The 25,386-nt window shown below is 61.3% G+C and carries 21 protein-coding genes and 1 riboswitch; of the genes, 7 read left to right on the top strand and 14 right to left on the bottom strand.

Annotated elements, in window-relative coordinates; translation table 11 throughout:
• Positions 1 to 10 precede the first annotated feature (10 nt).
• The 7 genes from ACTD9P_RS20865 to ACTD9P_RS20835 all read right to left on the bottom strand — a co-directional run bounded on the left by ACTD9P_RS20865 (position 11) and on the right by ACTD9P_RS20835 (position 6,245).
• The gene (locus tag ACTD9P_RS20865; RefSeq protein ID WP_058422427.1) at positions 11 to 532 is read right to left on the bottom strand and encodes a retropepsin-like aspartic protease family protein; all 522 of its coding nucleotides are present in this window, start codon (positions 530 to 532) and stop codon (positions 11 to 13) included.
• Entirely contained in the window at positions 529 to 1,524 is a 996-nt protein-coding gene (locus tag ACTD9P_RS20860) for an esterase-like activity of phytase family protein (protein WP_438869185.1), read from the bottom strand. The genes ACTD9P_RS20865 and ACTD9P_RS20860 overlap by 4 nt, the downstream gene beginning before the upstream one ends.
• Complete coding sequence (gene parE / locus ACTD9P_RS20855) at positions 1,524 to 3,428, bottom strand: DNA topoisomerase IV subunit B (RefSeq protein WP_138817126.1); 1,905 nt, start codon at positions 3,426 to 3,428, stop codon at positions 1,524 to 1,526. Before parE ends, ACTD9P_RS20860 begins: the two co-directional genes overlap by 1 nt.
• Positions 3,429 to 3,472: 44 nt before the next feature.
• Positions 3,473 to 4,081, bottom strand: a complete 609-nt coding sequence (locus ACTD9P_RS20850) for a YqiA/YcfP family alpha/beta fold hydrolase (protein ID WP_099548086.1) — start codon at positions 4,079 to 4,081, stop codon at positions 3,473 to 3,475.
• Between the two features lie 204 nt (positions 4,082 to 4,285).
• Positions 4,286 to 5,101: a 3',5'-cyclic-AMP phosphodiesterase gene (gene cpdA, locus ACTD9P_RS20845; RefSeq protein WP_438869184.1), complete on the bottom strand. Its 816-nt coding sequence runs from the start codon at positions 5,099 to 5,101 to the stop codon at positions 4,286 to 4,288.
• 86 nt (positions 5,102 to 5,187) lie between these two features.
• The gene (locus ACTD9P_RS20840) at positions 5,188 to 5,637 is read right to left on the bottom strand and encodes a DUF1249 domain-containing protein (RefSeq protein WP_017138485.1); all 450 of its coding nucleotides are present in this window, start codon (positions 5,635 to 5,637) and stop codon (positions 5,188 to 5,190) included.
• Positions 5,628 to 6,245 carry an NUDIX domain-containing protein gene (locus tag ACTD9P_RS20835; RefSeq protein ID WP_138817128.1) on the bottom strand — a complete coding sequence of 206 codons (618 nt, stop codon included), beginning with the start codon at positions 6,243 to 6,245 and terminating at the stop codon, positions 5,628 to 5,630. Before ACTD9P_RS20835 ends, ACTD9P_RS20840 begins: the two co-directional genes overlap by 10 nt.
• A 194-nt stretch (positions 6,246 to 6,439) precedes the next feature.
• On the opposite strand from ACTD9P_RS20835, the gene ACTD9P_RS20830 reads away from it, so the two are divergent.
• A complete protein-coding gene (locus ACTD9P_RS20830) occupies positions 6,440 to 7,186 on the top strand; it encodes an RsiV family protein (RefSeq protein ID WP_438869183.1) in 747 nt (248 codons plus the stop codon).
• Here the strand turns inward: ACTD9P_RS20830 and cytX are convergent.
• The gene (gene cytX / locus ACTD9P_RS20825; protein ID WP_438869182.1) at positions 7,155 to 8,444 is read right to left on the bottom strand and encodes a putative hydroxymethylpyrimidine transporter CytX; all 1,290 of its coding nucleotides are present in this window, start codon (positions 8,442 to 8,444) and stop codon (positions 7,155 to 7,157) included. The two genes, ACTD9P_RS20830 and cytX, sit on opposite strands and share 32 nt — an antisense overlap.
• Positions 8,445 to 8,580: 136 nt before the next feature.
• A complete protein-coding gene (gene thiC, locus ACTD9P_RS20820; RefSeq protein ID WP_438869181.1) occupies positions 8,581 to 10,473 on the bottom strand; it encodes a phosphomethylpyrimidine synthase ThiC in 1,893 nt (630 codons plus the stop codon).
• 147 nt (positions 10,474 to 10,620) lie between these two features.
• A riboswitch (TPP riboswitch) is annotated at positions 10,621 to 10,726 on the bottom strand.
• A gap of 196 nt (positions 10,727 to 10,922) precedes the next feature.
• On the opposite strand from thiC, the gene ACTD9P_RS20815 reads away from it, so the two are divergent.
• Positions 10,923 to 12,362 carry a TolC family outer membrane protein gene (locus ACTD9P_RS20815; RefSeq protein WP_200432039.1) on the top strand — a complete coding sequence of 480 codons (1,440 nt, stop codon included), beginning with the start codon at positions 10,923 to 10,925 and terminating at the stop codon, positions 12,360 to 12,362.
• Between the two features lie 580 nt (positions 12,363 to 12,942).
• Here the strand turns inward: ACTD9P_RS20815 and waaA are convergent.
• Positions 12,943 to 14,220, bottom strand: a complete 1,278-nt coding sequence (gene waaA / locus ACTD9P_RS20810; RefSeq protein WP_438869179.1) for a lipid IV(A) 3-deoxy-D-manno-octulosonic acid transferase — start codon at positions 14,218 to 14,220, stop codon at positions 12,943 to 12,945.
• 23 nt (positions 14,221 to 14,243) lie between these two features.
• Positions 14,244 to 15,134: a LysR family transcriptional regulator gene (locus ACTD9P_RS20805; protein WP_138817134.1), complete on the bottom strand. Its 891-nt coding sequence runs from the start codon at positions 15,132 to 15,134 to the stop codon at positions 14,244 to 14,246.
• A 103-nt stretch (positions 15,135 to 15,237) separates the two neighbouring features.
• Between ACTD9P_RS20805 and ACTD9P_RS20800 the strand changes: the two genes are divergently transcribed.
• From ACTD9P_RS20800 to ACTD9P_RS20785, 4 genes are all read left to right on the top strand, one after another.
• A complete protein-coding gene (locus ACTD9P_RS20800) occupies positions 15,238 to 15,573 on the top strand; it encodes a DMT family transporter (RefSeq protein WP_017138493.1) in 336 nt (111 codons plus the stop codon).
• Between the two features lie 138 nt (positions 15,574 to 15,711).
• Complete coding sequence (locus ACTD9P_RS20795; protein ID WP_438869178.1) at positions 15,712 to 16,881, top strand: NAD(P)/FAD-dependent oxidoreductase; 1,170 nt, start codon at positions 15,712 to 15,714, stop codon at positions 16,879 to 16,881.
• Positions 16,878 to 17,690, top strand: a complete 813-nt coding sequence (locus ACTD9P_RS20790) for an aldo/keto reductase (RefSeq protein ID WP_438869176.1) — start codon at positions 16,878 to 16,880, stop codon at positions 17,688 to 17,690. Before ACTD9P_RS20795 ends, ACTD9P_RS20790 begins: the two co-directional genes overlap by 4 nt.
• Before the next feature lie 41 nt (positions 17,691 to 17,731).
• On the top strand, positions 17,732 to 18,691 hold the full coding sequence (locus ACTD9P_RS20785; RefSeq protein ID WP_438869175.1) for a metal ABC transporter ATPase: 960 nt from the start codon (positions 17,732 to 17,734) through the stop codon (positions 18,689 to 18,691).
• Positions 18,692 to 18,827: 136 nt separating this feature from the next.
• Here ACTD9P_RS20785 and pgnE read toward each other — a convergent pair whose 3' ends face one another.
• The 3 genes from pgnE to msbA all read right to left on the bottom strand — a co-directional run bounded on the left by pgnE (position 18,828) and on the right by msbA (position 23,213).
• A complete protein-coding gene (gene pgnE, locus ACTD9P_RS20780) occupies positions 18,828 to 19,763 on the bottom strand; it encodes a UDP-N-acetylglucosamine epimerase PgnE (RefSeq protein WP_438869174.1) in 936 nt (311 codons plus the stop codon).
• Positions 19,756 to 21,180: a bifunctional D-glycero-beta-D-manno-heptose-7-phosphate kinase/D-glycero-beta-D-manno-heptose 1-phosphate adenylyltransferase HldE gene (gene hldE, locus ACTD9P_RS20775; protein WP_438869173.1), complete on the bottom strand. Its 1,425-nt coding sequence runs from the start codon at positions 21,178 to 21,180 to the stop codon at positions 19,756 to 19,758. Before hldE ends, pgnE begins: the two co-directional genes overlap by 8 nt.
• Before the next feature lie 227 nt (positions 21,181 to 21,407).
• Complete coding sequence (gene msbA / locus ACTD9P_RS20770) at positions 21,408 to 23,213, bottom strand: lipid A export permease/ATP-binding protein MsbA (RefSeq protein ID WP_138817141.1); 1,806 nt, start codon at positions 23,211 to 23,213, stop codon at positions 21,408 to 21,410.
• Positions 23,214 to 23,372: 159 nt separating this feature from the next.
• On the opposite strand from msbA, the gene ACTD9P_RS20765 reads away from it, so the two are divergent.
• Positions 23,373 to 25,235 (top strand): O-antigen ligase family protein, encoded by a 1,863-nt coding sequence (locus ACTD9P_RS20765; protein WP_438869172.1) that lies wholly within the window; start codon positions 23,373 to 23,375, stop codon positions 25,233 to 25,235.
• The last annotated feature ends 151 nt before the right edge of the window (positions 25,236 to 25,386 follow it).

Below are 25,386 nucleotides of genomic sequence, written 5' to 3'. Positions count from 1 at the left end.
GCGGGCCTCATCATTGTTTGGTCTGGCGCAGCAGCATGGTGCCGCTGCGCTGGGTAAATTCAAGTTGTTTCAGTGCACTCATGCCCAACAGCACCTGCTCGCCGCCCAGGCCCGGCGCTACCAACGCGCGCACGTCCTGCAGGACGATATCGCCCAGCTTCAGGCGATCAAGGCGGGTGCGGTAGCCCTGGCTACGCCCATTGGCGGTGCTCAAGGTCACGGGCGGGCCACGTTGGAGCCCGAGGCGGTCGGCCAATTCGGCCGGCACCGCCACATCGGTCGCGCCGGTGTCGAGCATAAACTCCACCGGCGATCCGTTGATCTGGCCGCTGGCGACAAAATGCCCCTGGCCGTTGCCCAGCAATTTCACTTCGATGTAACCCTCGTGCTGCTCCGAGGTCACCACGGCATTGGGGTTTTCCTGACGCGCTTCCCACTGCCCAAAAAAACGCGTGGCCAAAAACAGCCCGGCGCCCCATGCCACGAACATCAGTACACGTCCGGCACGCTTGCCGGGCGGCGCTGCCGTCATGGTTGCGCGCCCCAGCCACCGGCTGGCGCGGCAAAACGATAGACCACCGGGCGTTTTTCACCGTCGGCACGCGGGCCGAAATTATTGTCGATACCCAACCACGCCCCTTCGGCATCCACCACCAGGGCTTCGGCCAGGCCATAGGGCTGGGCATAACGCCGGTTCGGTGCCAGGGTTTCGTCGGCAAACGACCAGCACCGCTCGACTTTGGCCGTGACCGCATCGCGCCGGCAAATCTGGAACGCATTGCGCTCCAGGGTAAACAGCTTGCCGTTGAACAGCGCCAGGTCGGCAAAGTCCTTGGACACCGCCTTGGCGTTAGTGAACTGCGCCGGCTGCACTTCCTGGCCAGCTTCGCTCAGTAACACACAGGGCCCGTCGCAATCCCACACGCTCTGGCCACGCTTGATCGAGATCAAGCCACGCCGCTCACGCTCGGCGGCCAGCCAGATCTGATTGCCTTGCGGGTTGATCGCCAAGCCTTCGAACAAGGCATTGAAGTGCAGCAACATTCCGCTGGCCCGCGCTTCGCGGACCATGCCCGGCGCAATCTTCAACCATTCAGGCGCGCCGCTCACCGGCACTTGCAACACCGCCGCATGGGCTTCGCTGACAATGTAGCGGTTGCCGGCGGCATCACAGGTGATGCCTTCAAAATCCAGGTCGCCGCCCCGAATGAACGATGCAGCCTTGGTGCGCGAGCGCAGCCCCCAAGGCAGGCCGGACTCGGGCACCGGCGGCACCTCGATCTTTACGGTTTCGGCCTTCCAGGTCGGCGCGCTGATATCGAGGCGGTAGATCTGGTCGTCATCGCGGTCGGACACCGTCCACAGGTCCTGGCCACACAGCGCGAGGCCCGACAGGTTGCCACCGCGCATGCCGTCCACCGGGTGTTCGGAGACCCATTTAAGCTCAGCCACGGGCGCAGCCACCACTTGGGAGGCCACCAACCCGCTCAACATCAGGATCGCCAGGGCGAAACCTGTGCGCATCAGCCCAGCACCTCGGCCAGGTTGCCTTTGGACTCCAGCCAGGCTTTACGGTCCGGCGCACGCTTCTTCGCCAGCAGCATGTCCATCATTTCCGACGTACCGGCGAAGTCTTCCAGGGTCAACTGCACCAGGCGTCGAGTGTTCGGGTCCATGGTGGTTTCGCGCAGTTGCGGCGGGTTCATCTCACCCAGACCTTTGAATCGCGTGACCTGCGGCTTGCCGCGCTTCTTCTCGGCCACCAGGCGGTCGAGAATGCCATCGCGCTCGGCTTCATCCAGGGCGTAGAAAATCTCTTTGCCCAGGTCGATACGGTACAGCGGTGGCATGGCGACGTAGACGTGGCCGGCATCCACCAACGGGCGGAAGTGCTGCACAAACAGCGCACAGAGCAAGGTGGCAATGTGCAGGCCGTCGGAGTCGGCGTCGGCGAGGATGCAGATCTTGCCGTAACGCAGCTGGGCGATATCCGCCGAACCCGGGTCGACACCAATGGCCACGGCAATGTTGTGTACTTCCTGGCTGGCCAGCACTTCGCTGCCGTCGACTTCCCACGTGTTGAGGATCTTGCCGCGCAACGGCAGGATCGCCTGGAACTCTTTGTCCCGCGCTTGCTTGGCGGAACCGCCGGCGGAGTCACCTTCGACCAGGAACAGCTCGGAGCGCATCGGGTCTTGCCCGGCGCAATCGGCCAGCTTGCCTGGAAGAGCCGGGCCTTGGGTGATGCGCTTGCGCTCGACTTTCTTGCTGGCCTTTAAACGGCGGCCGGCGTTGTTGATCGCCAGTTCAGCCAGGGCCAGGCCCAGTTCAGGGTGCTCGTTGAGCCACAGGCTGAACGCATCCTTGACCACACCGGAGACAAACGCCGCCGCCTCGCGAGAGGACAAACGCTCTTTGGTCTGGCCGGAGAACTGCGGCTCCTGCATTTTCATCGACAGCACGAACGCGATGCGCTCCCACACGTCTTCCGGCGCCAGCTTCACGCCGCGCGGCAACAGGCTGCGGTATTCGCAAAACTCGCGCATGGCGTCCAGCAAACCCTGACGCAAACCGTTGACGTGGGTACCGCCCTGGGCCGTGGGAATCAGGTTGACGTAGCTTTCCTGCACGCTGTCGCCACCTTCGGGCAACCACAGCAGCGCCCAATCGACGGCTTCTTTATTACCCGCCAGGCTGCCGCAGAACGGCTCATTGGGCAGGCGCTCGAAGTCGCTGACCGAGTCTTCCAGGTAGGAGCGCAGGCCATCTTCGTAGTGCCACTCGACCTTTTCGCCGGTGCCTTTGTCTTCAAAGCTGACCAACAGGCCCGGGCACAACACGGCCTTGGCCTTGAGTACGTGCTTGAGGCGGCTGATGGAGAATTTTGGCGAATCGAAGTATTTCGGGTCCGGCGCGAAGTACACGCTGGTGCCGGTGTTGCGCTTGCCAACGGTGCCGATCACTTCCAGGTCGGTGGCTTTGTAGCCATCGGCGAAGGTCATCTGGTACTCGTTGCCGTCGCGCTTGACCTTGACCCGCACGTGGTTCGACAGGGCGTTGACCACGGAAATACCCACACCGTGCAAGCCACCGGAGAACTGGTAGTTCTTGTTCGAGAACTTGCCACCGGCGTGCAGCTTGGTAAGGATCAGCTCGACGCCGGATACACCCTCTTCCGGGTGAATGTCCACCGGCATGCCGCGACCATCGTCGGACACTTCCAGGGAATGGTCGGCGTGGAGGATGACCTGCACCGACTTGGCGTGCCCGGCCAAGGCTTCATCGACGCTGTTGTCGATGACTTCCTGGGCAAGGTGGTTCGGCCGACTGGTGTCGGTGTACATGCCGGGGCGTTTGCGCACCGGGTCGAGGCCCGAGAGGACTTCGATGGCGTCGGCGTTATAAGAGCTAGCGCTGGGAGTGGCCATGGGGTCTCGTCGTGAGTCGTTCGATTAAAAAGTAACCTGCGCCTTTACAGTGCTGCAAAGTCGAAGGATTGATACTGATCTGCGCCAATGCCGGCAAAGCTCAACATCGCCGGCAATTGCTGGGCGAACCCCTGGTAACCATGGTCGCCACCGGCCTGGATGCGCAAGGCACAGGCCCGGTAATACTGCTGGGCGAGGCGATAATCCAGGGTTTCGTCCCCGGTCTGCAACCACACCTGATACCGCGCGGCGTCCTGGGGCGCCGGCACTTCCAGTTCGGCCAGGGCCGTGACGTGGTCGTGGGTCAGCTCCCAGGTTTCATCGGTGTAGAGGTTCTTCTGGGTGCCCAGGTAACCGTCAAACATCCGATGCGGGCTGACCGCCGGGTTCACCAGCAGCGCCTTGAGGCCATGGCGTTCGGCAAGATGGGTTGCATAGTAGCCGCCGAGTGAACTTCCCACCAGCAGCGGCCGCCCCAGTTCTGCAATGGCCTCTTCCAATTGAGGAATCGCCTGACGCGGATGGTGATGCAGGGCCGGCACACGCAATTGGTCGCTCAAACCGAGGCTGTCCATCACGGTGCTCAACTGGGTGGCCTTGTTGGACGCAGGCGCGCTGTTGAAACCGTGGATATATAGAATCGAAGCGGACATGCCGGGCTCTCCGTGCATCAGCCAAAGAGGCGCAGTTTACAGGGATCGGGGTGGTGTGTGAGTACCCTATTGTCCAGCCGGCAAAGAACCCATGTGGGAGCGGGCTTGCTCGCGAATGCGGTGGGTCAGCCAGCACACCTGTCGACTGTTAAACCGTATTCGCGAGCAAGCCCGCTCCCACATTTTGGTCAGGGTTTACAGCCGTTAATAACCGTTGCTGCCGTAATCGACGGTAAATTCGAATCCTTTTACCCGCTCCACACCCGTCTCCAACCGTCCGTCGGCATGCAATCGCAGCCAGCGATACCCGGGCGCCTGCTCGCTGACCTTGAAATCCTCGCTGCCCGGCGCGAACTGGATACAGGTGGACGGCGATGCCAGCAGGCGCACGCCATTGCGCTCGCGGTCGATTTCCTGATGCACATGCCCCCAAAGCACAGCTTTTACCTGCGGGAAACGGTCGAGTACGGCAAACAGGGCTTCAGGGTTGCGCAGGCCGATGGGCTCCATCCACGCACAGCCGATGGAGACCGGATGATGGTGAAAACACACCAGATGATGACGGTTAGGCGCCTCGCTCAGGGCTTGGGCGAGCAATTGCAATTGCGAATCCTGCAAGTAACCGGGCACCGAGCCCGGAACCGCCGAATCGAGCAAGGTGACGCGCCAATGTCCGATATCGACCACCGGCTCGAGCAAATCGCTGTGCACGGCGGCCTGGGCCATGACCTGCGGTTCGTCGTGGTTGCCGGGAATCCAGCGCGCCGGCGCGTCGATCTGCCGAGTCAGGTCGCGAAATTGCTGGTAAGACTCAAGCGTACCGTCCTGGGACAAGTCTCCCGTGGCCAGCATCAAATCGATCTGCGGCTGTTGCTCGCGCACCAAACCAATCACCCGCTGCAGGCCGTCGCGGGTGTTCATGCCCAGCAGCGTACCGTCGGCCTCGGCAAACAAGTGGCTGTCGGACAACTGCACCAGCAGCGCCGGCGCATCAGGGTTCACGGTGGATACGCTCGGCAAGGCGCTCTCCCAGGGCAATCACAGGAATGGATAAGTAGCGCGATTATGCTGGGGCAGGACACAAAGAGGAAAGACGCAGTTCACATCTAGCGCACGACTTCGAATTCATGGCCCAAGGCCAGGCAGTGGCTCAACCACTCACCGAGGAACACATTGAGCTGTGCTTTCTCATCGGGCTGGTGCATGAACACATTCGGATAAGGATAGATGCTGCGAAAGCGTCGCGCATGTTCGGCGCTGATGACTTCGGCCATGCGCGCATCGTGATACACCTGAACCTCCAACTGCGGCACCGGCAGCCAGGGCAGGCTGTGTTCCTGGCGCACACGCAGGGTGGTGGTGTACGGGCAGTTGACGATGACCTCAAGGGTCAGCACGCCCAACATCTGGTCGCCATGGGTCACGGCAATCCGCCGCGCCTCGGGCGCGTGACGCATGTCGGGGAGCAGGCGCATCAGCCGCGCATAGTTGGCCTCGCAGGCGGCTTGCAGCCCGATCAGGTCAACCCGGTATCGTTCCCGTGCCTTTACTGCCATAACCCCCTCACTTCCGCGCGATTAAGCGCGAGCCATTGCAGGGCGATAATGCTGGCTGCGTTGGAAATTTTGCCGTCACGCACCGCTTGCAGGGCATCTTCAAAGGCCCAGGGGGTGACGCGGATATCTTCTGCTTCTTCTTCCAGTCCATGGACGCCACCTGCGCCTGAGCTGTCGCAACGGCCCAGGTACAAGTGCACGAATTCGGTACTGCCACCGGGCGACGGAAAATACTTGGTGATCGGCCACAGCGCAGAGAACGTAAGGCCAGCTTCCTCCTCGGCTTCGCGGTGTGCAACCTCCTCCGGCTGTTCGTCCTTGTCAATCAGCCCCGCGACCATTTCCACCAGCCACGGGTTGTCGGTGCGACCCATGGCGCCAATACGGAACTGTTCGATCAACACCACTTCATCGCGCTGCGGGTCGTAGGGCAGCACACACACCGCGTCATGACGCACAAAGACTTCACGATTGATCACCCGGCTCATGCCGCCATCGAACTTCTCGTGGCGCAGTTGCACGCGATCAAGCCTGTAGAAGCCCTTGTAGGCATTGTCACGCTGAACAATCTCGATGGTGTTCGGCGTCGATTTGGCAATGTCCGTCATGTCGTTCCTCGTTACGCAGGTGCAATTCGCGCCATCCTAACGCGCCCATGGCCTTTGATGCAGCCCCTTTCCAGTTGCCGGGATAGACGGCGAGCGTCAAACTCACTCTAATCAGCTTAGTGGCGAACTGACGGCTTTGTTCGCAGTCGAAGCGCTACTCTTTTTCGCTTTCCATCGATTTACGAAGGACGCACATGTCGCTTTTAAAAATCGCCTCCGTGGCCTGTATTGCCTTGACTCTGGGCGCTTGCCAGAGCCTGCTCCAGCCCAGCTACCTCAAGCCCCTGGACACCAAGCCGGACACCTCCGAACAAATCAAACCCGGCTGCAACAGCCCGGAATGCCCGCTGGTGAACATCGACACCGTGCACTTTCCCAGCGAGCCGCAGCTGGACAGCATCGTTGAGCAACGCCTGCTGCAAATGACCCGCACCACGCCCGGCGCCAGCGTGCCACCGACCCTGAATGCCTACCGCGACAAGTTCCTGCGCGAGTCGCCGAACCGCAACAGCATGTACTTGCAAGCCAAGGTACGTGAGCAGCATGACGGACTGGTGATCGTTGAAGTGTCCAGTTATCTGGATACCGGCACCGCCCACGGCGCGCCCGGCCGCGGTTTCATCAACTATTCACGCCTGCTGCACAAAGAGCTGAGCCTGGCCGACATGCTGCTGCCGGGCCAGGAACAGGCGTTCTGGAACACCGCGAAAGTCGCCCACAACAGCTGGCTGATCAATTCGCAGATGGACCGCGACCCGGAGTTCGTGAAGAGCTGGCCGTTCCAGAAAACCCCGAATGTGGCCCTGACCAGCGCCGGCGTGGTGCTCAAGTACAACGTGAGCACCATCGCCCCTTACGCATTGGGGCTGATCGAAATGACCATCCCCTATGCGCGCCTCACCGGCGTGCTCAAGCCTGAGCTGATGCCTGCGCGCCACTGACCGCACGCCCAAGGATCAGCTGTAACAGCCCTGCCAGCACCAGTGCCGGCAGGGTTGCACCGATATCCGGGTACAGGTTGGCCAGCACGTGATAGGTGGCGATGCCACCCAGCCAGGCCACCAGCGCCGGCCAATGCAGCTTGGCAACCGTGCCTTGGCCACGGCGGCGCAGGATAAAGTGATCCACCAGCACCACGCCAAACAGCGGCGCAAACACCGAGCCGATCAGCAGCAGGAAGTTCTGATACTGCGCCAACGGCGCCAGGCAGGCGATCAAGGTGCAGATCACACCGATGGCCAAGGCCAGGTGCTCGACCTTCAAGCGCAACAGAATCCCACTGGACACCGCCGCCGAGTGAATATCGGCAAAGGCGTTTTCCGACTCGTCCAACAGAATCAGCAGCAGCGGAATACCAAGGCCGGCACCGGCCAGCGCCAGCAACAGCGCATTCACTTCACCACTGGGCGCAAACGCCAGGGTGTAGGCCACGCCCAGGCTCATCAGCCAGAAGTTACCGATAAAGAAGCCCAGTGCAGTGCCGCCGAACACGCTTTTGGCGCGCTGGCCGAAACGTGAGTAATCGGCGATCAGTGGCAGCCACGACAGCGGCATGGCGATGGCAATATCAAACCCCACCGCAAACGGCATCGAGCCGTCACCGGATTTGGCCCACAACGCCGTGAGGTCGGCCTTGGCGAACAGGTTCCAGGTCAGCCACAGGCAAGCGGCGAGCAGCAGCCAGATGCCCCACTTACGCAGGATCTGGCGCACGAATGTCAGCGGCCCGCTGACGGCCAGCAAGGTGGCCAAACCGCCGAAAAACAGGGTCCACAGTAAGGGGCTGGCCAACAGGCTGCCCTCGCTGAACGCGCGCGTACCCAGCAGGCTGGCCGCGTCGCGCATCACGATGATCTCGAACGAGCCCCAGCCGACCAGTTGTAAAAGGTTCAGCAGTGCCGGCAGGCTCGCGCCCTTGGCACCGAGGCTGAGTTTGAGCGCGGCCATGGCGGACAGGCCGGTGTCGCTGCCGATCACACCGACGGCGGCCAGCAGCAACACACCGACCAGCGTGCCGAGAAAAATCGCCAGCAACGAGCCGGACAAGCCCAGGCCCGGCGCGAGCAAGGCGCCGGTTTGCAGGACCATCAGACCGATGCCGAGGGAGAACCACAAGGAAAACAGGTCGCGGGCGCCGAACACGCGTTTGTCACGTGGGACCGCGATGTCCGGGGAGTAAGTACTCGGTTGAATGCTCAAGGGTGTTATCTCTGAGGGACATGATCGTTCCCACGCTCTGCGTGGGAATGCCGCTAAGGACGCTCTGCGTCCGCCTTTGTGACGCAGAGCGTCACGGGATGCATTCCCACGCAGAGCGTGGGAACGATCGTGGATGTCAGACCTTCTTGTAAAGCTGACTGCCTTCCTGCTTGAACCGCTCCGCCTGCTCGGCCAAGCCCTTGGCCACATCCACGTCCACTGCTTCAATGCGCTGGTTAGCGGCGTACTCGCGTACTTCGTGAGTGACTTTCATCGAGCAGAACTTCGGCCCGCACATCGAGCAGAAATGCGCGACCTTGGCCGATTCCTTCGGCAAGGTTTCATCGTGGAAAGCACGCGCGGTATCCGGGTCCAGGCCGAGGTTGAACTGGTCTTCCCAACGGAATTCGAAGCGCGCCTTGCTTAAGGCGTTGTCGCGAATCTGCGCGCCTGGGTGGCCTTTGGCCAAGTCCGCAGCATGGGCGGCGATCTTGTAGGTGATGATCCCGGTCTTCACGTCATCCTTGTTCGGCAAACCCAAGTGCTCCTTGGGCGTGACGTAGCAGAGCATGGCGCAACCGAACCAGCCGATCATCGCCGCACCAATTCCCGAGGTGATGTGGTCGTAGCCCGGCGCAATGTCGGTGGTCAGCGGGCCGAGGGTGTAGAACGGCGCCTCGTCGCAGCATTCGAGCTGCTTGTCCATGTTCTCCTTGATCAACTGCATCGGCACGTGGCCCGGGCCTTCGATCATGGTTTGCACGTCGTGCTTCCAGGCGATCTTGGTCAATTCACCAAGGGTTTCCAGCTCGCCGAATTGCGCCGCGTCGTTGGCATCAGCCACCGAGCCTGGGCGCAGGCCGTCACCGAGGGAGAAGCTGACGTCATAAGCCTTCATGATTTCGCAGATTTCTTCGAAATGCGTGTAGGCGAAGTTTTCCTTGTGGTGGGCCAGGCACCACTTGGCCATGATCGCGCCGCCACGGCTGACGATGCCGGTCACGCGGTTGGCGGTCAGCGGCACGTAACGCAGCAAGACACCGGCATGAATCGTGAAGTAATCCACGCCCTGCTCGGCCTGTTCGATCAAGGTGTCGCGAAACAGCTCCCAGGTCAGTTCCTCAGCCATGCCGTCGACTTTTTCCAGGGCCTGGTAGATCGGCACGGTGCCGATCGGCACCGGCGAGTTGCGGATGATCCACTCGCGGGTTTCGTGGATGTGCTTGCCGGTGGACAAATCCATGATGTTGTCCGAACCCCAACGAATGCCCCAGGTCATCTTCGCCACTTCTTCTTCGATGGACGAACCCAGGGCGCTGTTGCCGATGTTGCCGTTGATCTTCACCAGGAAGTTACGGCCGATGATCATCGGTTCCAATTCGGTGTGGTTGATGTTGGCCGGAATGATCGCACGGCCACGGGCGATTTCTTCACGGACAAATTCAGGCGTGATGATTTTCGGGATGCTCGCGCCAAAACTGTGGCCGGGGTGCTGCTGCTTGAGCAAGCCGCTGGCACGGGCTTCTTCGAGCTTCATGTTTTCGCGAATGGCGACGTATTCCATCTCCGGCGTGATGATGCCTTTGCGCGCGTAGTGCATCTGGCTCACGTTGGCGCCGGCCTTGGCTTTGCGTGGGTTTTGCAGGTGGGCAAAACGCAGGTAGGCCAGGTCGGGGTTATCCAAACGCTCCTGGCCGTAGCTTGAACTCAGGCAGGTGAGGCGCTCAGTATCGCCACGCTCTTCGATCCACGGCGAGCGCACATCGGCCAGGCCTTTGCGCACGTCGATGATGACGTTCGGGTCGGTATAAGGGCCGGAGGTGTCGTAGACCACCACAGGGGCGTTGATTTCACCGCCGAACTCGGTGGGTGTCACGTCCAGGCTGATTTCGCGCATGGGCACGCGGATATCGGGACGCGAGCCCTGCACATAAATTTTCTGCGAGCGGGTAAACGGCTGCACGGAGCCTGTGTCGACCTTGGCCGACTCACTCAAATGCACGGTGTTTTTTTTTGGTCTTGCACTCATCACGGGCTCTCCAACTTATCCAGGCGGTGGATTTTTGTCGGAGCGAACCTGTGACGGATGGACGCACTGAAACCAGTGCTGTGCAAGGCACGAGGGCTGTTCGATTGTCGAACAACATCCCGGACGAAGCACAAGAGGACTCGCCGGGTGACGAGAAATCTTGTTCCCTACGCAGGCGTTAACCTGATCAGGTTCAACGGGATCCGGTATTTACCGATCTCAGCCTTCCAACAAGGCACCCCGACAAGAACGCGGCCAGTCTAGACCATGGCGTGGGCAAATTGCCAATAGCGGTGTATTCAGCGTGATGAATGGCGTGATTGCGGGATTGTTGCGCGGGGTCAGCGCCACTACACTCGGGCGTCGTCACAATGCTTGACGCCAGGAATGGCCAGCCTTAGCCTTGGGCACTTAATTACAGCCGTAATATTCACACTAGGGATCGCCTCATGCTGCGCAAACTCTCACTGGCTCTTGCCGTGTCTTGTGCGACCAATGGAATGGTCTGGGCAGCTGAAGCGCCCTTGTCCGCCAAAACCGACTTGGTCAGCGTCTACCAGGAAGCGGTGAACAACAACGCCGACCTGGCCGCCGCCCGTGCGCAATACGGCGCGCAAAAAGAAGTGGTGCCCCAGGCCCGCGCCGGTTTGCTGCCGAACCTGTCGGCCGGCGCCGACAGCAATAACGTGCGCACCCAGATCGACCAGCCGGCAGCCACCGTCAATCGCGACGCGCACTCCTGGCGTGCAACCTTGAGCCAGCCGCTGTTCCGCGCTGATCGCTGGTTCCAGCTGCAAGCCGCCGAAGCCGTCAACGAACAAGCTTCGCTGCAACTGTCGGCGACCGAACAGAACCTGATTCTGCAAAGTGCTGAAAACTACTTTGCCGTGCTGCGCGCCCAGGACAATCTGGCCTCGACCAAGGCCGAAGAAAACGCCTTCAAGCGCCAGCTCGACCAGTCCAACGAACGCTTTGATGTGGGCCTGTCCGACAAGACCGACGTGCTGCAATCCCAGGCCAGCTACGACACCGCCCGCGCCAACCGCATTGTCGCCCAACGCCAGGTCGACGATGCGTTTGAAGCGCTGATCACCCTGACCAACCGCCAGTACAACGCGATCCAGGGCATTGTGCACACGCTCCCGGTGCTGCCGCCGGCACCGAACGACGCCAAGTCCTGGGTTGAAACCGCCGGCCGCCAGAACCTGAACTTGCTGGCCAGCAACTACGCCGTGACCGCTGCCGAAGAAACCCTGCGCCAACGCAAGGCCGGCCACTTGCCGACCCTCGACGCCGTAGCGCAGTACGAAAAAGGCGACAACGACGCGCTCGGCTTCAGCAACCCGAACCAGTTGCCCGTGCCGTACGGTGGTGATGTGTCCCAGCGCACCATCGGCCTGCGCCTGAATATCCCGATCTACAGCGGCGGCCTCACCAGCTCGCAGGTGCGCGAATCCTATTCACGCCTCGACCAGACCGAGCAACAGCGCGAAGGCCTGCGCCGCCAGGTAGTGGAAAACACCCGCAACCTGCACCGCGCGGTGAACACCGATGTGGAACAGGTACAAGCACGCCGCCAGTCGATCATCTCCAACCAGAGCGCGGTGGAAGCCACGGAAATCGGTTATCAGGTGGGTACGCGCAATATCGTCGATGTGCTGGACTCGCAACGCCAGCTGTACTCGTCGGTGCGCAACTACAACAACAGCCGCTACGACTACATCCTCGACAACCTGCGCTTGAAGCAGGCTGCCGGCACGCTCAGCCCAGGGGACTTGCAGGACCTGACGCGCTACCTCAAGGCTGACTACAACCCGGACAAGGACTTCCTGCCGCCGGATCTGGCCAAGGCCGCCGCCGAGCAGCTCAAGGCCCGCCCCGGCTACTGAACACACCACAAATCAATGTAGGAGCTGGCTTGTGTGGGAGCTGGCTTGCCTGCGATGCAGACACCTCGGTACTTCTGATACGCCGAGGTGATGCTATCGCAGGCAAGCCAGCTCCCACATTAGACCGAGTATGGCTGTGCTCTTGCTCTTGCTCTTGCTCTTGCTCTTGCTCTTGCTGTTGCTGTTGCTCTGGCCCTTACATCCTTTTCGATGACGAAGTCAGCGGTCTTTTGATCTGCGCTTTTGATCTTGATCTGAAATCGCCCCGTCAAACACGATGGCCGCAATTCGACAGTGATTTGGGGGGTAAACCGGCAGGGATGCCGGTTTAGCCGCGCTGGGCCAAGGATGGCCCATCGCGGCGCCCCCCCAAATCACTGGCGGATTGCGGGCATGCCGAGCCATAGCGAGGCACCGAGTGTTGGGGCGAAGACCTTTTGGTTACTTTTGGGTCTTTCCAAAAGTGACCCGCTGTAAGAGCGGAACCAATAGAAGCCGTTACCGCAGCAACGGATATGTACACCACCAAAAGCCCGCCATCGCAGGCAAGCCAGCCTCCCACATTTTGGCTCAGTGTCAGTCAGCGGTTAAGCAAGTTATCCAAACCATCCAGCAAGCGTTTCAGCGCGCCCTGGTTAGCCTGCATCACCTTCAATCCCGCCTCTGCCATCTTGCGCGCATCCTGCGGCAGTTCGAACAACTGCCGCACAGCTTCTGCCAAGCCTTGCGCATCCTCCACCTCACGCAACGCCCCGGCCTCACGCATCATCGCGCTGATTTCGAGGAAGTTGAACAGGTGCGGCCCCATGAGCACAGGCTTGGCCAGCGCCGCCGGCTCCAGCGGGTTGTGGCCGCCGGTCGGCACCAGGCTGCCGCCTACAAAGGCGCTGTCGGCCAGCGCATAAAGAAACAGCAGCTCGCCCATGGTGTCACCGAGCAGCACTGAGGTCTGCGCCGTCACCGGCTCAGCGCGGGAGCGGCGCACCGTGGCAAAGCCTTGATGCCCGCACAGCTCGAACATCGGCCCGAAGCGCTCCTGATGACGCGGCACCAGAATCAGCAGCGCGTTGGGATAGCTTTCGAGCAGTTGGCGATGGGCGGCCAGCACCACTTCATCCTCGCCTTCGTGGGTGCTGGCAGCGATCCATACCGGGCGCTCGGTGGCGCCCCATTGCTCGCGCAAAGCGGCGGCGCGTACCGGTAACTGAGGGTCGATGGTCAGGTCGAACTTGATCGAGCCGGTGACTTCGACGGTTTCCGGTCGTGCGCCCAGGCTTAGAAAGCGCTGGGCTTCGGTTTTTGTCTGCACCGCGAACAGGCTCATCTCGGCCAGCATCGGCGCGGTCAGTTTGGCAAAGCGCGCATAACCTTTGGCCGAGCGCGCCGACAGCCGCGCATTGGCCAACGCCACCGGAATACCGCGTTGAGCACACGCGTGGATGTGGTTGGGCCACAGCTCGGTTTCCATGATCACCGCAAGCTTGGGCTGCACGCGATCGAGAAAACGCTTGGCGGCGCAAGGCAAGTCATAGGGCAAGTAGCAGTGCTGAATGCGCGGCTCATTGGCGAACAGCGCCTGGATACGCTCCGAGCCGGTGGGCGTCATGCAGGTGACGGTGATCGGCAGCGTCGGGTGGCGCTCCATCAGCCCGCGAATCATCGGCGCGGCGGCAATGCTTTCGCCCACCGACACCGCATGTACCCAGATCCCGCCCGGCTGCATCGCCGGCAGGCCATAGGAAAACCGCTCGCCGATACGTTTTGCATATGCCGGCGCCTTGCGCGCACGCAGCCACAGACGTAAAGCCACCAACGGCAGCGCCAGGTAAAACAGACAGCTGTAGAGAGTTCTATTCATGGCGGCGGAGTTTATCGGCTTTTTCAGTCGATCGCCTGCAAGCACTCGGCAAATCGCTCGGTCAAAAAGCGCGCGGCCGGGCCCAGGTGCTCATCGCGACGCCAGACCAACTCAACCACCAGCGCCGGCGGCGTCCATTCGCTGTCCAGCTCGACCATCTGCTGTTGATAGGTCGGGTACTGCACGATGTGCCGCGGCAGCCAGGCCCAGCCCAGGCCACTCATCAACCATTCGGCCAATACGTAGAAGCTGTCGGCGCGCCACACCAACGGGCTCGCGGCTTCGCTGCCGGGGTAGACGCTGGTCTGGGTCGACATCAGCAATTGGCGAAACTGCGCCAGGCGTTGGCAGGTCACGTATTTGTCCTGGGCCAGCGGATGGTTCACGCCGCACACGGTGACCATTTCCACGCTGCCCACCACGCGCCGCTCAAGCGCTTCGGGGATTTGGTCGTGATAGAACAACAGGCCAAGGTCGGCCTTGCGCTCCACCAGCTTGCGCGCCACATCGCCTTGCGCGGCGCTGGACAGTTGCACTTCCAGCAGCGGGTATTGCTGCGCCAGCGCCTCAAGGCTGTCGAGCACCGGCTGAAACAGCATGGCTTCGTCCTGGGCCAGGCGCAGGCAGGCTTCCTCGCCACGGGTCAGTGACAACGCCCGTCCATTGAGGCGCTCACATTGGCGCAGCACCTCGCGGGCTTCTTCCAGCAACACACTGCCGGCTTCGGTCAGGCGTGGCTGGCGACCACTGCTGCGCTCGAACAGGCTAAGCCCAAGATCCGCTTCCAGCAGGGCGATCCCATTACTCACTGCCGATTGTGCCTTGCGCTGCCCACGCGCCACCGCCGAAAACGAGCGCTGCTCGGCGACGCTGACAAACAGGCGCATCTGTTCCAGGTTCCATTGCACACTCATGGCTCAACCCATCTTCAAATCGGATAGGTAATGACTTTATCTCATCTCACGAAGGGTTAAAATGCGCACCTAATCAAGCACGTATCACACCGAGGATTCACCCATGAATGTTGCCTACGTTTACCTGGCCATCGCCATTTGCTCGGAAGTGATCGCGACCGTTTCCATGAAAGCCGTCAAAGGCTTGAGCACGCCTATTCCGCTGTTGCTGATGATTGTGGGGTATGGCGTGGCCTTCTGGATGCTCACGCTGGTGGTGCGCACGGTGCCGGTGGGCATTGCCTACGCGGTCTGGGCCGGGTTGGGCATTGTGATGGTCAGTATCGCCGCGCTGTTTATTTACGGGCAAAAGCTCGATGTACCAGCAATGCTGGGCATGGGCCTGATTGTGCTGGGCGTGGTGGTGATCCAGCTGTTCTCGAAAACCGCCGGGCATTAGAAATGCAGCGGCAAGTTATCAGCTGCAAGCGCCAAGAAAGAGCGGTGCGAATTGCTTCTAACTTGCCGCTTGCAGCTGATAACTTGCGACTGCGCGCTATACTAGGCACCCTTTTTCTACGCCAGAGGTCCAGCGCGCATGCCTATTTCCACCGACGTTCTGATTGTCGGCGCCGGGGTTGCCGGCCTCTGGCTCAACGCGCGCCTGCGCCGCCAGGGGTATTCCACGGTGGTGGTGGAAAGCGCCACCTTGGGCGGCGGACAAAGCGTGAAATCCCAGGGGATCATTCACGGCGGCGCGAAATACGCCCTGCACGGCGCCCTCACCGGCGCCTCCGAAGCCATTGCCGACATGCCGCGCCGCTGGCGCGAAGCCCTGGCGGGTAACGGCGAGTTGGACCTGACCGGCGTGCGCTTGCTCTCCGAAGCCCACTACCTGTGGTCGCCCGGCACCATCGCCGGCAACCTCACCAGCTTCTTCGCCAGTAAAGCCGTGCGTGGCCGCGTCGATCAGGTCAAGGGCGACGAATTGCCGCCTGCGCTGCAAGACCGGCGCTTCAAGGGCAAGGTCTATCGCCTGGCCGAACTGGTCATCGATGTGCCCAGCCTGATCGAACGTCTGGCGCAACTGGCCGGCGACGGCTTGCTCGCCGGGCAACACATCGAACCGCTGCTTGAAGGCGAGACCTTGGTGGGCCTGAAGGTCGATGGCCGTGAGATCCGCGCCCAGCGCATCGTGCTGAGCGCCGGTGGCGGCACCGCTGACTTACTGACGGCCCTGGGCCTTAGCCAGCCCGCCATGCAAACCCGCCCGCTGCATATGATCATCGCCAAAGGCCCCGGCCTCAAGCCGCTGTATGCACACTGCCTGGGCGGCGGCACCAAGCCGCGCCTCACCATCACCACTCACCCGGCTGCCGATGGCAACTGGGTGTGGTACATGGGCGGCGATATCGCCGAGGCGGATGGCGTGGCCCGCACACCCCAAGAACAGATCGCCACCGCGCAAAAAGAACTGGGGCAGTTACTGCCGTGGATCGACATGAGCCAGACCCAATGGGCCACCCTGCGTGTAAACAGGGCCGAGCCGCTGCAATCGGGCCTGAGCCGCCCCGACAACGCCTTCCTCGCCGAGCAAGGCCGCTTGCTGGTGGGTTGGCCGACCAAACTTGCGCTGGCGCCGGACTTCGCTGATCGTGTGCTCAACGCCCTGGAACGCGACGGTATCCGCCCAAGCGCCAGCGGCGCGCTGCCCGAGCTGCCCAAACCGGCCCTCGGCCAACCTGCCTGGGAGCAACTGTTGCCATGAGCCTGCCAACCCTGCACGACCTGCATCGCCCGCTGGGCAGCACTGGCCTGATGGTCTCGCCGCTGGGCCTGGGCACCGTCAAGCTGGGCCGTGATCAAGGGGTGAAATACCCCAACGGTTTTCAGATTCCCACTGACGACGAGGCGCGGATGTTACTGCGTCAGGCCCAGCAGTTGGGCATCAACCTGATCGACACCGCGCCGGCTTACGGGCGCAGTGAGGAGCGCCTGGGGCCACTGTTGCGCGGCCAGCGCAACGACTGGGTGATTGTCAGCAAGGTCGGCGAAGAGTTTGCCGACGGCGTGTCCCATCACGATTTCAGCGCCGCGCATACGCGCATGTCCATCGAGCGCAGCTTGAAACGACTTGAAACGGATTTCATCGATCTGGTGCTGGTGCACTCCGACGGCAATGACCTGCATATCCTCAATGATTGCGAGGTGTACGAGACCCTGGCGCAGCTGAAAAAAGAAGGCAAGATCCGTGGTTTCGGTTTCTCCGGCAAAACCGTCGAAGGTGGCGTGAAGGCTCTGGAACAAGGTGATTGCGCGATGGTCACCTACAATCTGAATGAACAGGCCGAGAAAGCCGTGATCGATTACGCCGCTGCCCACGGCAAAGGCATCCTGGTGAAAAAGGCCCTGGCCAGCGGCCACGTGTGTCTTGAGCCAGGAATGGATCCAATTCATGCCAGTTTCATGCTGTTGTTTGCGCAAACGGGTGTCGCCAGTGCTATTGTCGGGACCATTAACCCGCTGCACCTGGCCCACAACGTGGCGACCGCTGCCCAGGTCATTCGTCAACTCTGATGCCGCCCACGCGGCCGACCCCGTCGCAAGAAGGAGCCGACATGCCGCGAACGCTGATTAGAAAAAACCCCAGCAATTTCAAGACACTGCCGCTGCACGTCGAAGCCACACCCGAAGGCCTGAGCTACCAGAGCGTGGGCATGCCGCTCAACTTCGCCCAGACCCTGCAACGGCGTAAGCCGGTGGAAGTGGCCAACCCTGAACGCTTCGCCCTGGAACTGGCCAACCTCGGCGTGTCGGTGCGCCTGACCCTGCATTGGCAGAACAAGGATTACTGGGTGCTGGTGCGCCAGCGCCGACAGGACCGTGGCGATGTGGTGCTCAAGCTGATCTCCGGCTACGTCCCGGCCCACGAACTGAACCTGCCGCTGCACACCGCCATCCAGGAAATTGCCGAAGAATGCCTGCTGGAAACGCCCGAAGGCTGGCTGGGCGGGCGCTTCAATGACACCTGGCTGCCCGCACCCTACTCCGCCGCCCTGCATTACCGTGAAGCCCTGCCGTTTCGCCTGAGCCCGCTGTCCGGCGCCGCCCGCCCGGTGCGCTGCGCCACCATGCAACTGATCGAGCGACCACGGGCGTATGTGCATCTGCCGACTGCGTCGCTGCAATTGATTTATGACTTGCGCCTGGAAGTCCCCAAGGAAGCCAAGTCCTTGAGCCTGTTCCATGTGGATGAGCGCCTCGAAGGCGACCAGTTGGTGGCCCGCCTGGACCGTCAGCGGCCCGACCTGTACCTGATGCCATTGAAGGACGGCCAGCCGCTGGCCGAGCTGTACACCGTGAAGAAAGACCAGCTCTACCCGGCCAGCACACGCGGCCTGTACCTGGCGGAAAGCTTCGCCCAGCAGGAAGGCTGGCTGGTGCGCGATGAGCGCATTCGCTGGAAGGATTGGCTGCGCCAGCAAGGCTTGGCGGAGCCTGAGAAAGAGTCGAAGTTGAAGCGATTGGCGCAGCGGGTGCTGCGCAAGATCGTGCCGAAGAAAAAGGCCAACCGCTAAACTCACAGACGAAGGAGATCAAATGTGGGAGCGGGCTTGCTCGCGAATGCGTCGTGTCAGTCAGTACATCTGTACTGATACACCGCATTCGCGAGCAAGTCGAATCGTCGCACCGCCGCTCCCACATTGCAATGCGTTAAGCCTTTAGGAGCCGTTCCAGGCCGACCTTCAACGGCGTAGGCTCAGGCAGCGTAAAGCTCGCCAACAAGCGCTGGTTATTCGCCCGCGAATGGCGAATGTCCCCCGAGCGCGCCGGCCCGTAAGTGATCACCGGCAACTGCCCCACCACTTCTTCCAGCGCCTGCAACACCTGCTTGAGCGTCGTAGTGCGGTTCCATCCCACATTGATCGCGCCCAGTGGCGCTTCGGGCGCTTCGATGGCCTGGACCAGCACATCCACCAGGTCTTCCACGTACATGAAATCCCGGGTTTGCTCGCCGTCGCCAAACACGCTGATCGGCACGCCCTGCTGCACACGCTCGCTGAAAATACTGATCACGCCGGAATACGGCGATGACGGGTCCTGGCGTGGCCCGAAGATATTGAAGAACCGGAAAATCACCGGTTCCAGGCCATGCTGGCGCCGATAGAAATCGAAGTAGTGCTCACCCGCCAACTTGTCCGACGCGTAAGGCGTCAGCGGCGCCTTGGTGGTGTCTTCGTCAATCGAAGCACCCTCGCCGTTGTTGCCATACACCGCAGCGCTGGAAGCAAACACCACACGCTTCACACCGGCCTTGCGCATGGCTTCGCAGACATTCAGGGTACCGACAAAGTTGCTCTGGTGCGTGCTCACTGGATCATCCACCGAGGCCTGCACCGAAGCCACTGCGGCCAGGTGCACCACGGCAGTCGCACCGACGGCGGCTTGCGCCACCAGCTCGGCATGGGCGACATCGCCTTCAATCAGCGCTACGCGCGGGTTATCCAGCGGCAAATTGCTGCGTTTGCCGGTGGACAAGTCATCCAGCACCCGCACGGCATAGCCCTTGGCGAGTAGCGCATCGACCAGGTGCGAGCCGATAAAGCCGGCACCTCCGGTGATCAACACCCACTTATCAGCATTACTCATTGTTGCGGATCTTCTCGACAATGGCCGTGGTGGAGCTGTTTTCAACCAGACCCAACACTTTGACCGTACCGCCGTAGGCGCTGACGATGTCGGCCCCGACAACCTGGTCGACAGAATAGTCGCCACCCTTGACCAACACATCCGGCTTGACCTGGGCCAGCAGGTTTTCCGGGGTGCCTTCAGAGAAGCTGATCACCCAGTCCACCGCGCCCAAACCGGCCAAAACGGCCATGCGGCGATCGACACTGTTGATCGGACGGCCCGGGCCTTTCAAGCGGCTCACCGAAGCGTCGTCGTTGACCGCCACGATCAGACGGTCGCCTTGGGCGCGCGCCTGTTCCAAGTAAGTCACGTGACCTGCATGCAGGATATCGAAGCAGCCGTTGGTGAACACGATGCTTTCTTTGTGGGCACGGGCGTCGTCAATGGCCAGCAGCAATTGCTCGATCCCCAGCACGCCACGCTCCGAACCTTCGGAACGCTGGATCGCCCGGCGCAGCTCAGGTGCGCTGATAGCCGCGGTACCCAGTTTGCCGACCACAATGCCCGCCGCCAGGTTGGCCAGGGCCACGGCGTGGGGCAGTTCTTCACCGGCCGCAATCGAGGCGGCCAAGGTAGAAATGACGGTATCACCGGCACCGGTGACGTCGAACACTTCACGGGCACGCGCCGGCAGGTGCATCGCCGGGTGGTCCGGGCGCAGCAGGGTCATGCCGTGCTCGCCACGGGTTACCAGCAAGGCGCCCAGGTCGAGGTCGGCCATCAGCGCCGCGCCTTTGGTCACCAGCTCATGCTCATCGGCGCAACCGCCGACGATGGCTTCAAACTCGCTGAGGTTTGGCGTGATCAGGCTGGCGCCCCGATAAATCGAGAAATCCTTGCCCTTGGGATCGGCCAGTACCGGAATGCCACGGGCCTTGGCGGCCTGGATCAGCATCTGATGGTTCTTCAGGGCGCCTTTGCCGTAGTCGGACAACACCAGCACCTTGATGCCTTCGAGCAACTCGTCGACCTGACCACTGAGGGCCAGGGCGTCGGTGGCGAAGGGTTCTTCGAAATCGATACGCAGCAATTGCTGGTGACGGCTCATGACCCGCAGCTTGACGATAGTCGGCTGATGGGCAATGCGCTGGAACAGCGCGCGCACGCCGGCACCGCGCAGGCTGTTGGCCAGGCTGTCGGCGGCTTCGTCGTCACCGGTCACACCCACCAGGGAGGCCGGGGCGCCGAGCGCGGCAATATTGAGGGCAACGTTGGCAGCGCCACCCGGGCGGTCTTCGATTTGCTCGACCTTGACGACCGGTACCGGCGCCTCAGGGGAAATCCGTGAGGTACCGCCATGCCAGTAACGGTCGAGCATGACATCGCCGACCACCAAGACAGGGGCTTGATTGAATCGCGGCATGGACAACTTCATGGAGCAACCCACATACAAAATGAACAGGGGCGCGATATTAGCACAGGGTTATGGAACGCTTGTGGAGGGTGTGGCAGAAGATGAAGGACACAGCAGTGAATCCACTGAGGAACAAATGTGGGAGCGGGCTTGCTCGCGAATGCGGAGTGACAGTCACCGAAGATATCGACTGATCCACCGTCTTCGCGAGCAAGCCCGCTCCCACATTAAGCATCCACACCTTTAATTCAAGTGATATCGGCCGATACTGGGGCATCCAGGCCCATGGCATGCAGGCGTGCGTAGTAGCCGTTCTGTGCCAGCAGCTCGGCATGGCTGCCGCGCTCGACAATCCGGCCGTCGTCCATCACCAGGATCAGGTCGGCCTTCTCGATGGTGGACAGGCGGTGGGCAATCACCAGGGTCGTGCGGCCTTGCATGACCTTGTCCAGGGCCGCCTGAATGTGCCGCTCGGATTCGGTGTCGAGGGCCGAGGTGGCCTCGTCGAGAATCAGCAGTGGCGCGTTCTTCAGCAAGGCCCGGGCAATCGCCAGGCGCTGGCGTTGACCGCCGGACAGCAGCACACCGTTCTCACCCACCTGGGTATCGAAGCCTTTCGGCAACTGGTCGATGAAGTCCTTGGCGTAGGCATCCGCCGCCGCCGCTTCAACGTCGGCCCGTGGCGCGCCGGCCAGGTCGCCGTAGGCGATGTTGTTGGTCACGGTGTCGCTGAACAGCGTGACGTGCTGGGTCACCTGGGCAATGTGCTTGCGCAGGTTAAGCAGCTTGTAGTCCTCGATCTCTACGCCGTCGAGCAGGATTTCGCCGCTTTCGTGGTGGTAGAAACGCGGGATCAGGCTGGCCAGTGTGGACTTGCCGCTGCCGGAACGGCCCACCAGGGCGATCATCTGCCCAGGCTCTGCGGTAAAGGTGATGTCCTTGAGCACATGGCGCTCGGTGCCTGGGTAGGTGAAGTTCAGGTTGCGCACTTCCAGGCGACCGCTGACCTTGTCGCGCTCGACGGTGCCGCGGTCGACTTCCTGCTCTTCGTCCAGCTGTTCGAAAATACTTTCAGCACCGGCCACGCCTTTCTGGATGGTCGAGCTGACTTCCGACAGTTGGCGGATCGGCTTGGGCAACAGCCCGGCCAACGTGATGTAAGCCACCATGTCACCGGCCGACGCGTCACCGCGAAGGTAGAGCACCAGGAACATCAGCACCGCCATGGCGGTGTAGATCACCAACTGCAGCAACGGGGTGTAGATGGCCCCGGTGCGGGTCATGCGCAGTTGCTTGTCGGTGTTGCCCTGGCTGGCCTTGAAGAAGCGTTTCTCTTCGTAGACTTCACCGCCAAAGCTGCGCACCACGCGATAACCCTGGATGGTTTCCGAAGCCACGTGGGTCACATCGCCCATGGCCACCTGGATCTTCTTGCTCTGCTTGCGGAATTTCTTGCTGGCCGTGCTGACCATCACCGCAATCAACGGCAGGATGGCGATCATCACCAGCGTCAGGCGCCAGTTCATGAACAGCAGCGAGGCGAACAGGAAGATCACCGTCATGCCTTCACGGATCACCACCTTGATGGCATCGGTGGCCGCCCCCGTAACCATGGTCACGTTAAAGGTGATGCGCGAAATCAGGTGCCCGGAGTTGTGGTTGTCGAAATAGCGGTTGGGCAACGTCAGCAGGTTGTTGAACAACTGCACCCGCAGGTCGTGGACCAGGCCCAGGGAAACCTTGGCCAGCAAGTAGTTGCCCAGGAACGAACCCAGGCCCTGCCAGGCAGCGATCAGAATGATCAGCAACGGCACGGCTTGCAGCAATTTCATGTCACGCAGGAACGGTACGCTGGGGAAAAGCACCGCATCAGGATTGGATAGGCCGTCGACGAAGTACTTGAGGATGTACCCCAGCATGGGCTGGGTCGACGCGAAAATCAGAAATCCGACAATACTCAACGCGAACAAGCCAGCGTAGGGCTTAACGTACATGAGCAGGCGGAAGTATATTTTCAAGCTCGAAGGGCTTGCGCTCGGACTGGAGTCGGTCATATCACGCGGCGTTTTAAAAAAGGAGGCTGACTTTAGCACAGCTTCTCTGTTGTACTTGCACCCAGCGTGACCCGCGGCCCGGCTGGATCCAACGGGCGACATTATATAGCCACTGCCTTAACATGGTCGGCTTTCTCTATTCTGAAATGGCTTTACTGTATGCACTCCAAGCGCCTTACCTACGGCACAAATCGCGTTTTCGACTTCCTGGTTCTCTGGATTTTGCCCATTGGCTTGTTGTTGCTTCTGAGTTCGCTGTTCTTCGTCAACAATCGCAATGTCATGCACCGCGGCTTCTACATTTTCTTCGCCCTGCCAGCCTTGCTCCTGCTGTGCTTGCGCCCACGGGAACTCAAAGCGTTACTGCGCGAGCCGCTGGTACTTGCCTTCACGGCGTTTTGCGCATGGGCCATGATCACGGTGCTGTGGAGCCCGGAACCCACCGGCGACTCCAACCTGTTCAAGGTCCCGTTGCAGACGTTCATGTTGTTTGCTGGCTGCGGGCTGCTGCTGCATTACCGCAATGACCTGTTCAAGCCGATCTTCTTCAGCGCCGCAGTGATCGCGCTGGTGGTGACGCTGTTAAATCTGGTGGCGTTCGCCAAAGGCTTCGAGCCGAGCATGCGCATGATTGGCGGCTTGGGCGCCCTGGACAACCCACTGCTCAGCTCCCACCTGTTCGGCTTCTTTTGCGTGTATTGGCTGTACCTGTGTGTCACCACCAAACGCCTGCGCGTGCTGTGGCTTAGCGTGCCCGCCCTGATGATCATGACCCTGGCAATTCTGGCCACAGGCTCCAGAACCCCCTTGGTCGCCTTGGTTCTGGCCGTACTCTGGATGGGCCTGCTGAGCCGCAACCGGCGCTCGGCGCTGATGGTGGCCGCCCTGGTGCTGGCCGCCGCCGGGCTGTTGCTGTTTTACCCGCAACTGATCACCGAGCGCGGCAGCTCATTCCGCTTTGAAATCTGGCGAATTATCCTGGACCGCATCGCGGATCATCCATGGATCGGCCACAGCTACGACTCCGAACTGTACGTGAAGCCTGCCAACTACGATTTCGAGCCGCTTCGCGAACCCCACAGTTTTGCCTTGGGCGTGCTTTATTACGTCGGCATCATCGGCTTTATCCCGTGGATTTTCATGCTCGGCCGGGGGTTGTACACCGGCCTCAAAGAGCGCGCCCAGCCGCTGTTTATCCTGACATCCTCGCTGCTGGCCTACGGCATCGGCGCGGGCCTGACTGAAGGCGGTGGCATCCTGTCGCGACCCAAGGAGCACTGGTTCCTGCTGTGGATTCCCCTCGCACTGATCGCCGGCCTGAGCATCGCCAAGCGGCGCCATAGCCTGCTGCGCCTGGTGGTGAGCACGCCCACGCCACAGGCTTTCAAAGCCCTGTGCGAAGGCGCGCATATTGTCGAGGAGGACGGCCTGGGGCCTAAAGTCCTGCGCCTGGGCGATGGTAGCTTCCTGAAGCTGTTCAGGGCGCGCCGCTGGTACACCTCGGGCACGTTCAATCCGTATTCAGAGCGTTTCGCCAACAACAGCGAACACCTGCAGGCGCTGGGCATTACGTCGCCGCCGATCCTTGACCTGTACAGCCTGCGCGATGGCAGCACCGCCGTGCGTTACCAGCCGCTGCCGGGGCTGACCTTGCGCCAGGCCTTGCAAAGCCTGGACAGTAGCCTGCGCGAATCCTTGATCGAACGGTTTGGGCGGTTTATGGCCCAGTTGCATGAACGCGGCGTGTACTTCCGCTCCCTGCACCTGGGCAATGTATTGCTGCTGGAAGACGGAGAGTTCGGGCTGATCGACGTGGCGGATATGCGCGTCTATCCGTCAGCGCTGCGCAACACGCTGCGCCAGCGCAACCTCAAGCATATGCAACGCTATGCGCAGGATCGCAATTGGTTATTCGAAGCGCACTTCGAGCAATTGGCCAAGGGTTATGCCTCGGTGGCTTCGCCGCACGCCACGCAGAAAATCCGCGAGCAGGTACTGACACTCGCTCGCCCGGCGGCCTGAAAGCCGACCTGAGTGGTTGAATCAAAAGCCAGATCAAGTGCAAAGCAAAAGCCTATCGACCTGATGCAACACGGTTTAAGTGTGGGAGCGGGCTTGCTCGCGAATGCGGTGTGTCAGAGACAGATAAATTGACTGACCCACCGCATTCGCG

It is taken from the genome of Pseudomonas onubensis, from assembly GCF_965653655.1.
In the GTDB taxonomy this organism is placed as follows: Bacteria; Pseudomonadota; Gammaproteobacteria; order Pseudomonadales; family Pseudomonadaceae; genus Aquipseudomonas.
Note: the sequence above shows the minus strand (reverse complement) of the source record. Positions and strands in the feature narration are given on the sequence as shown.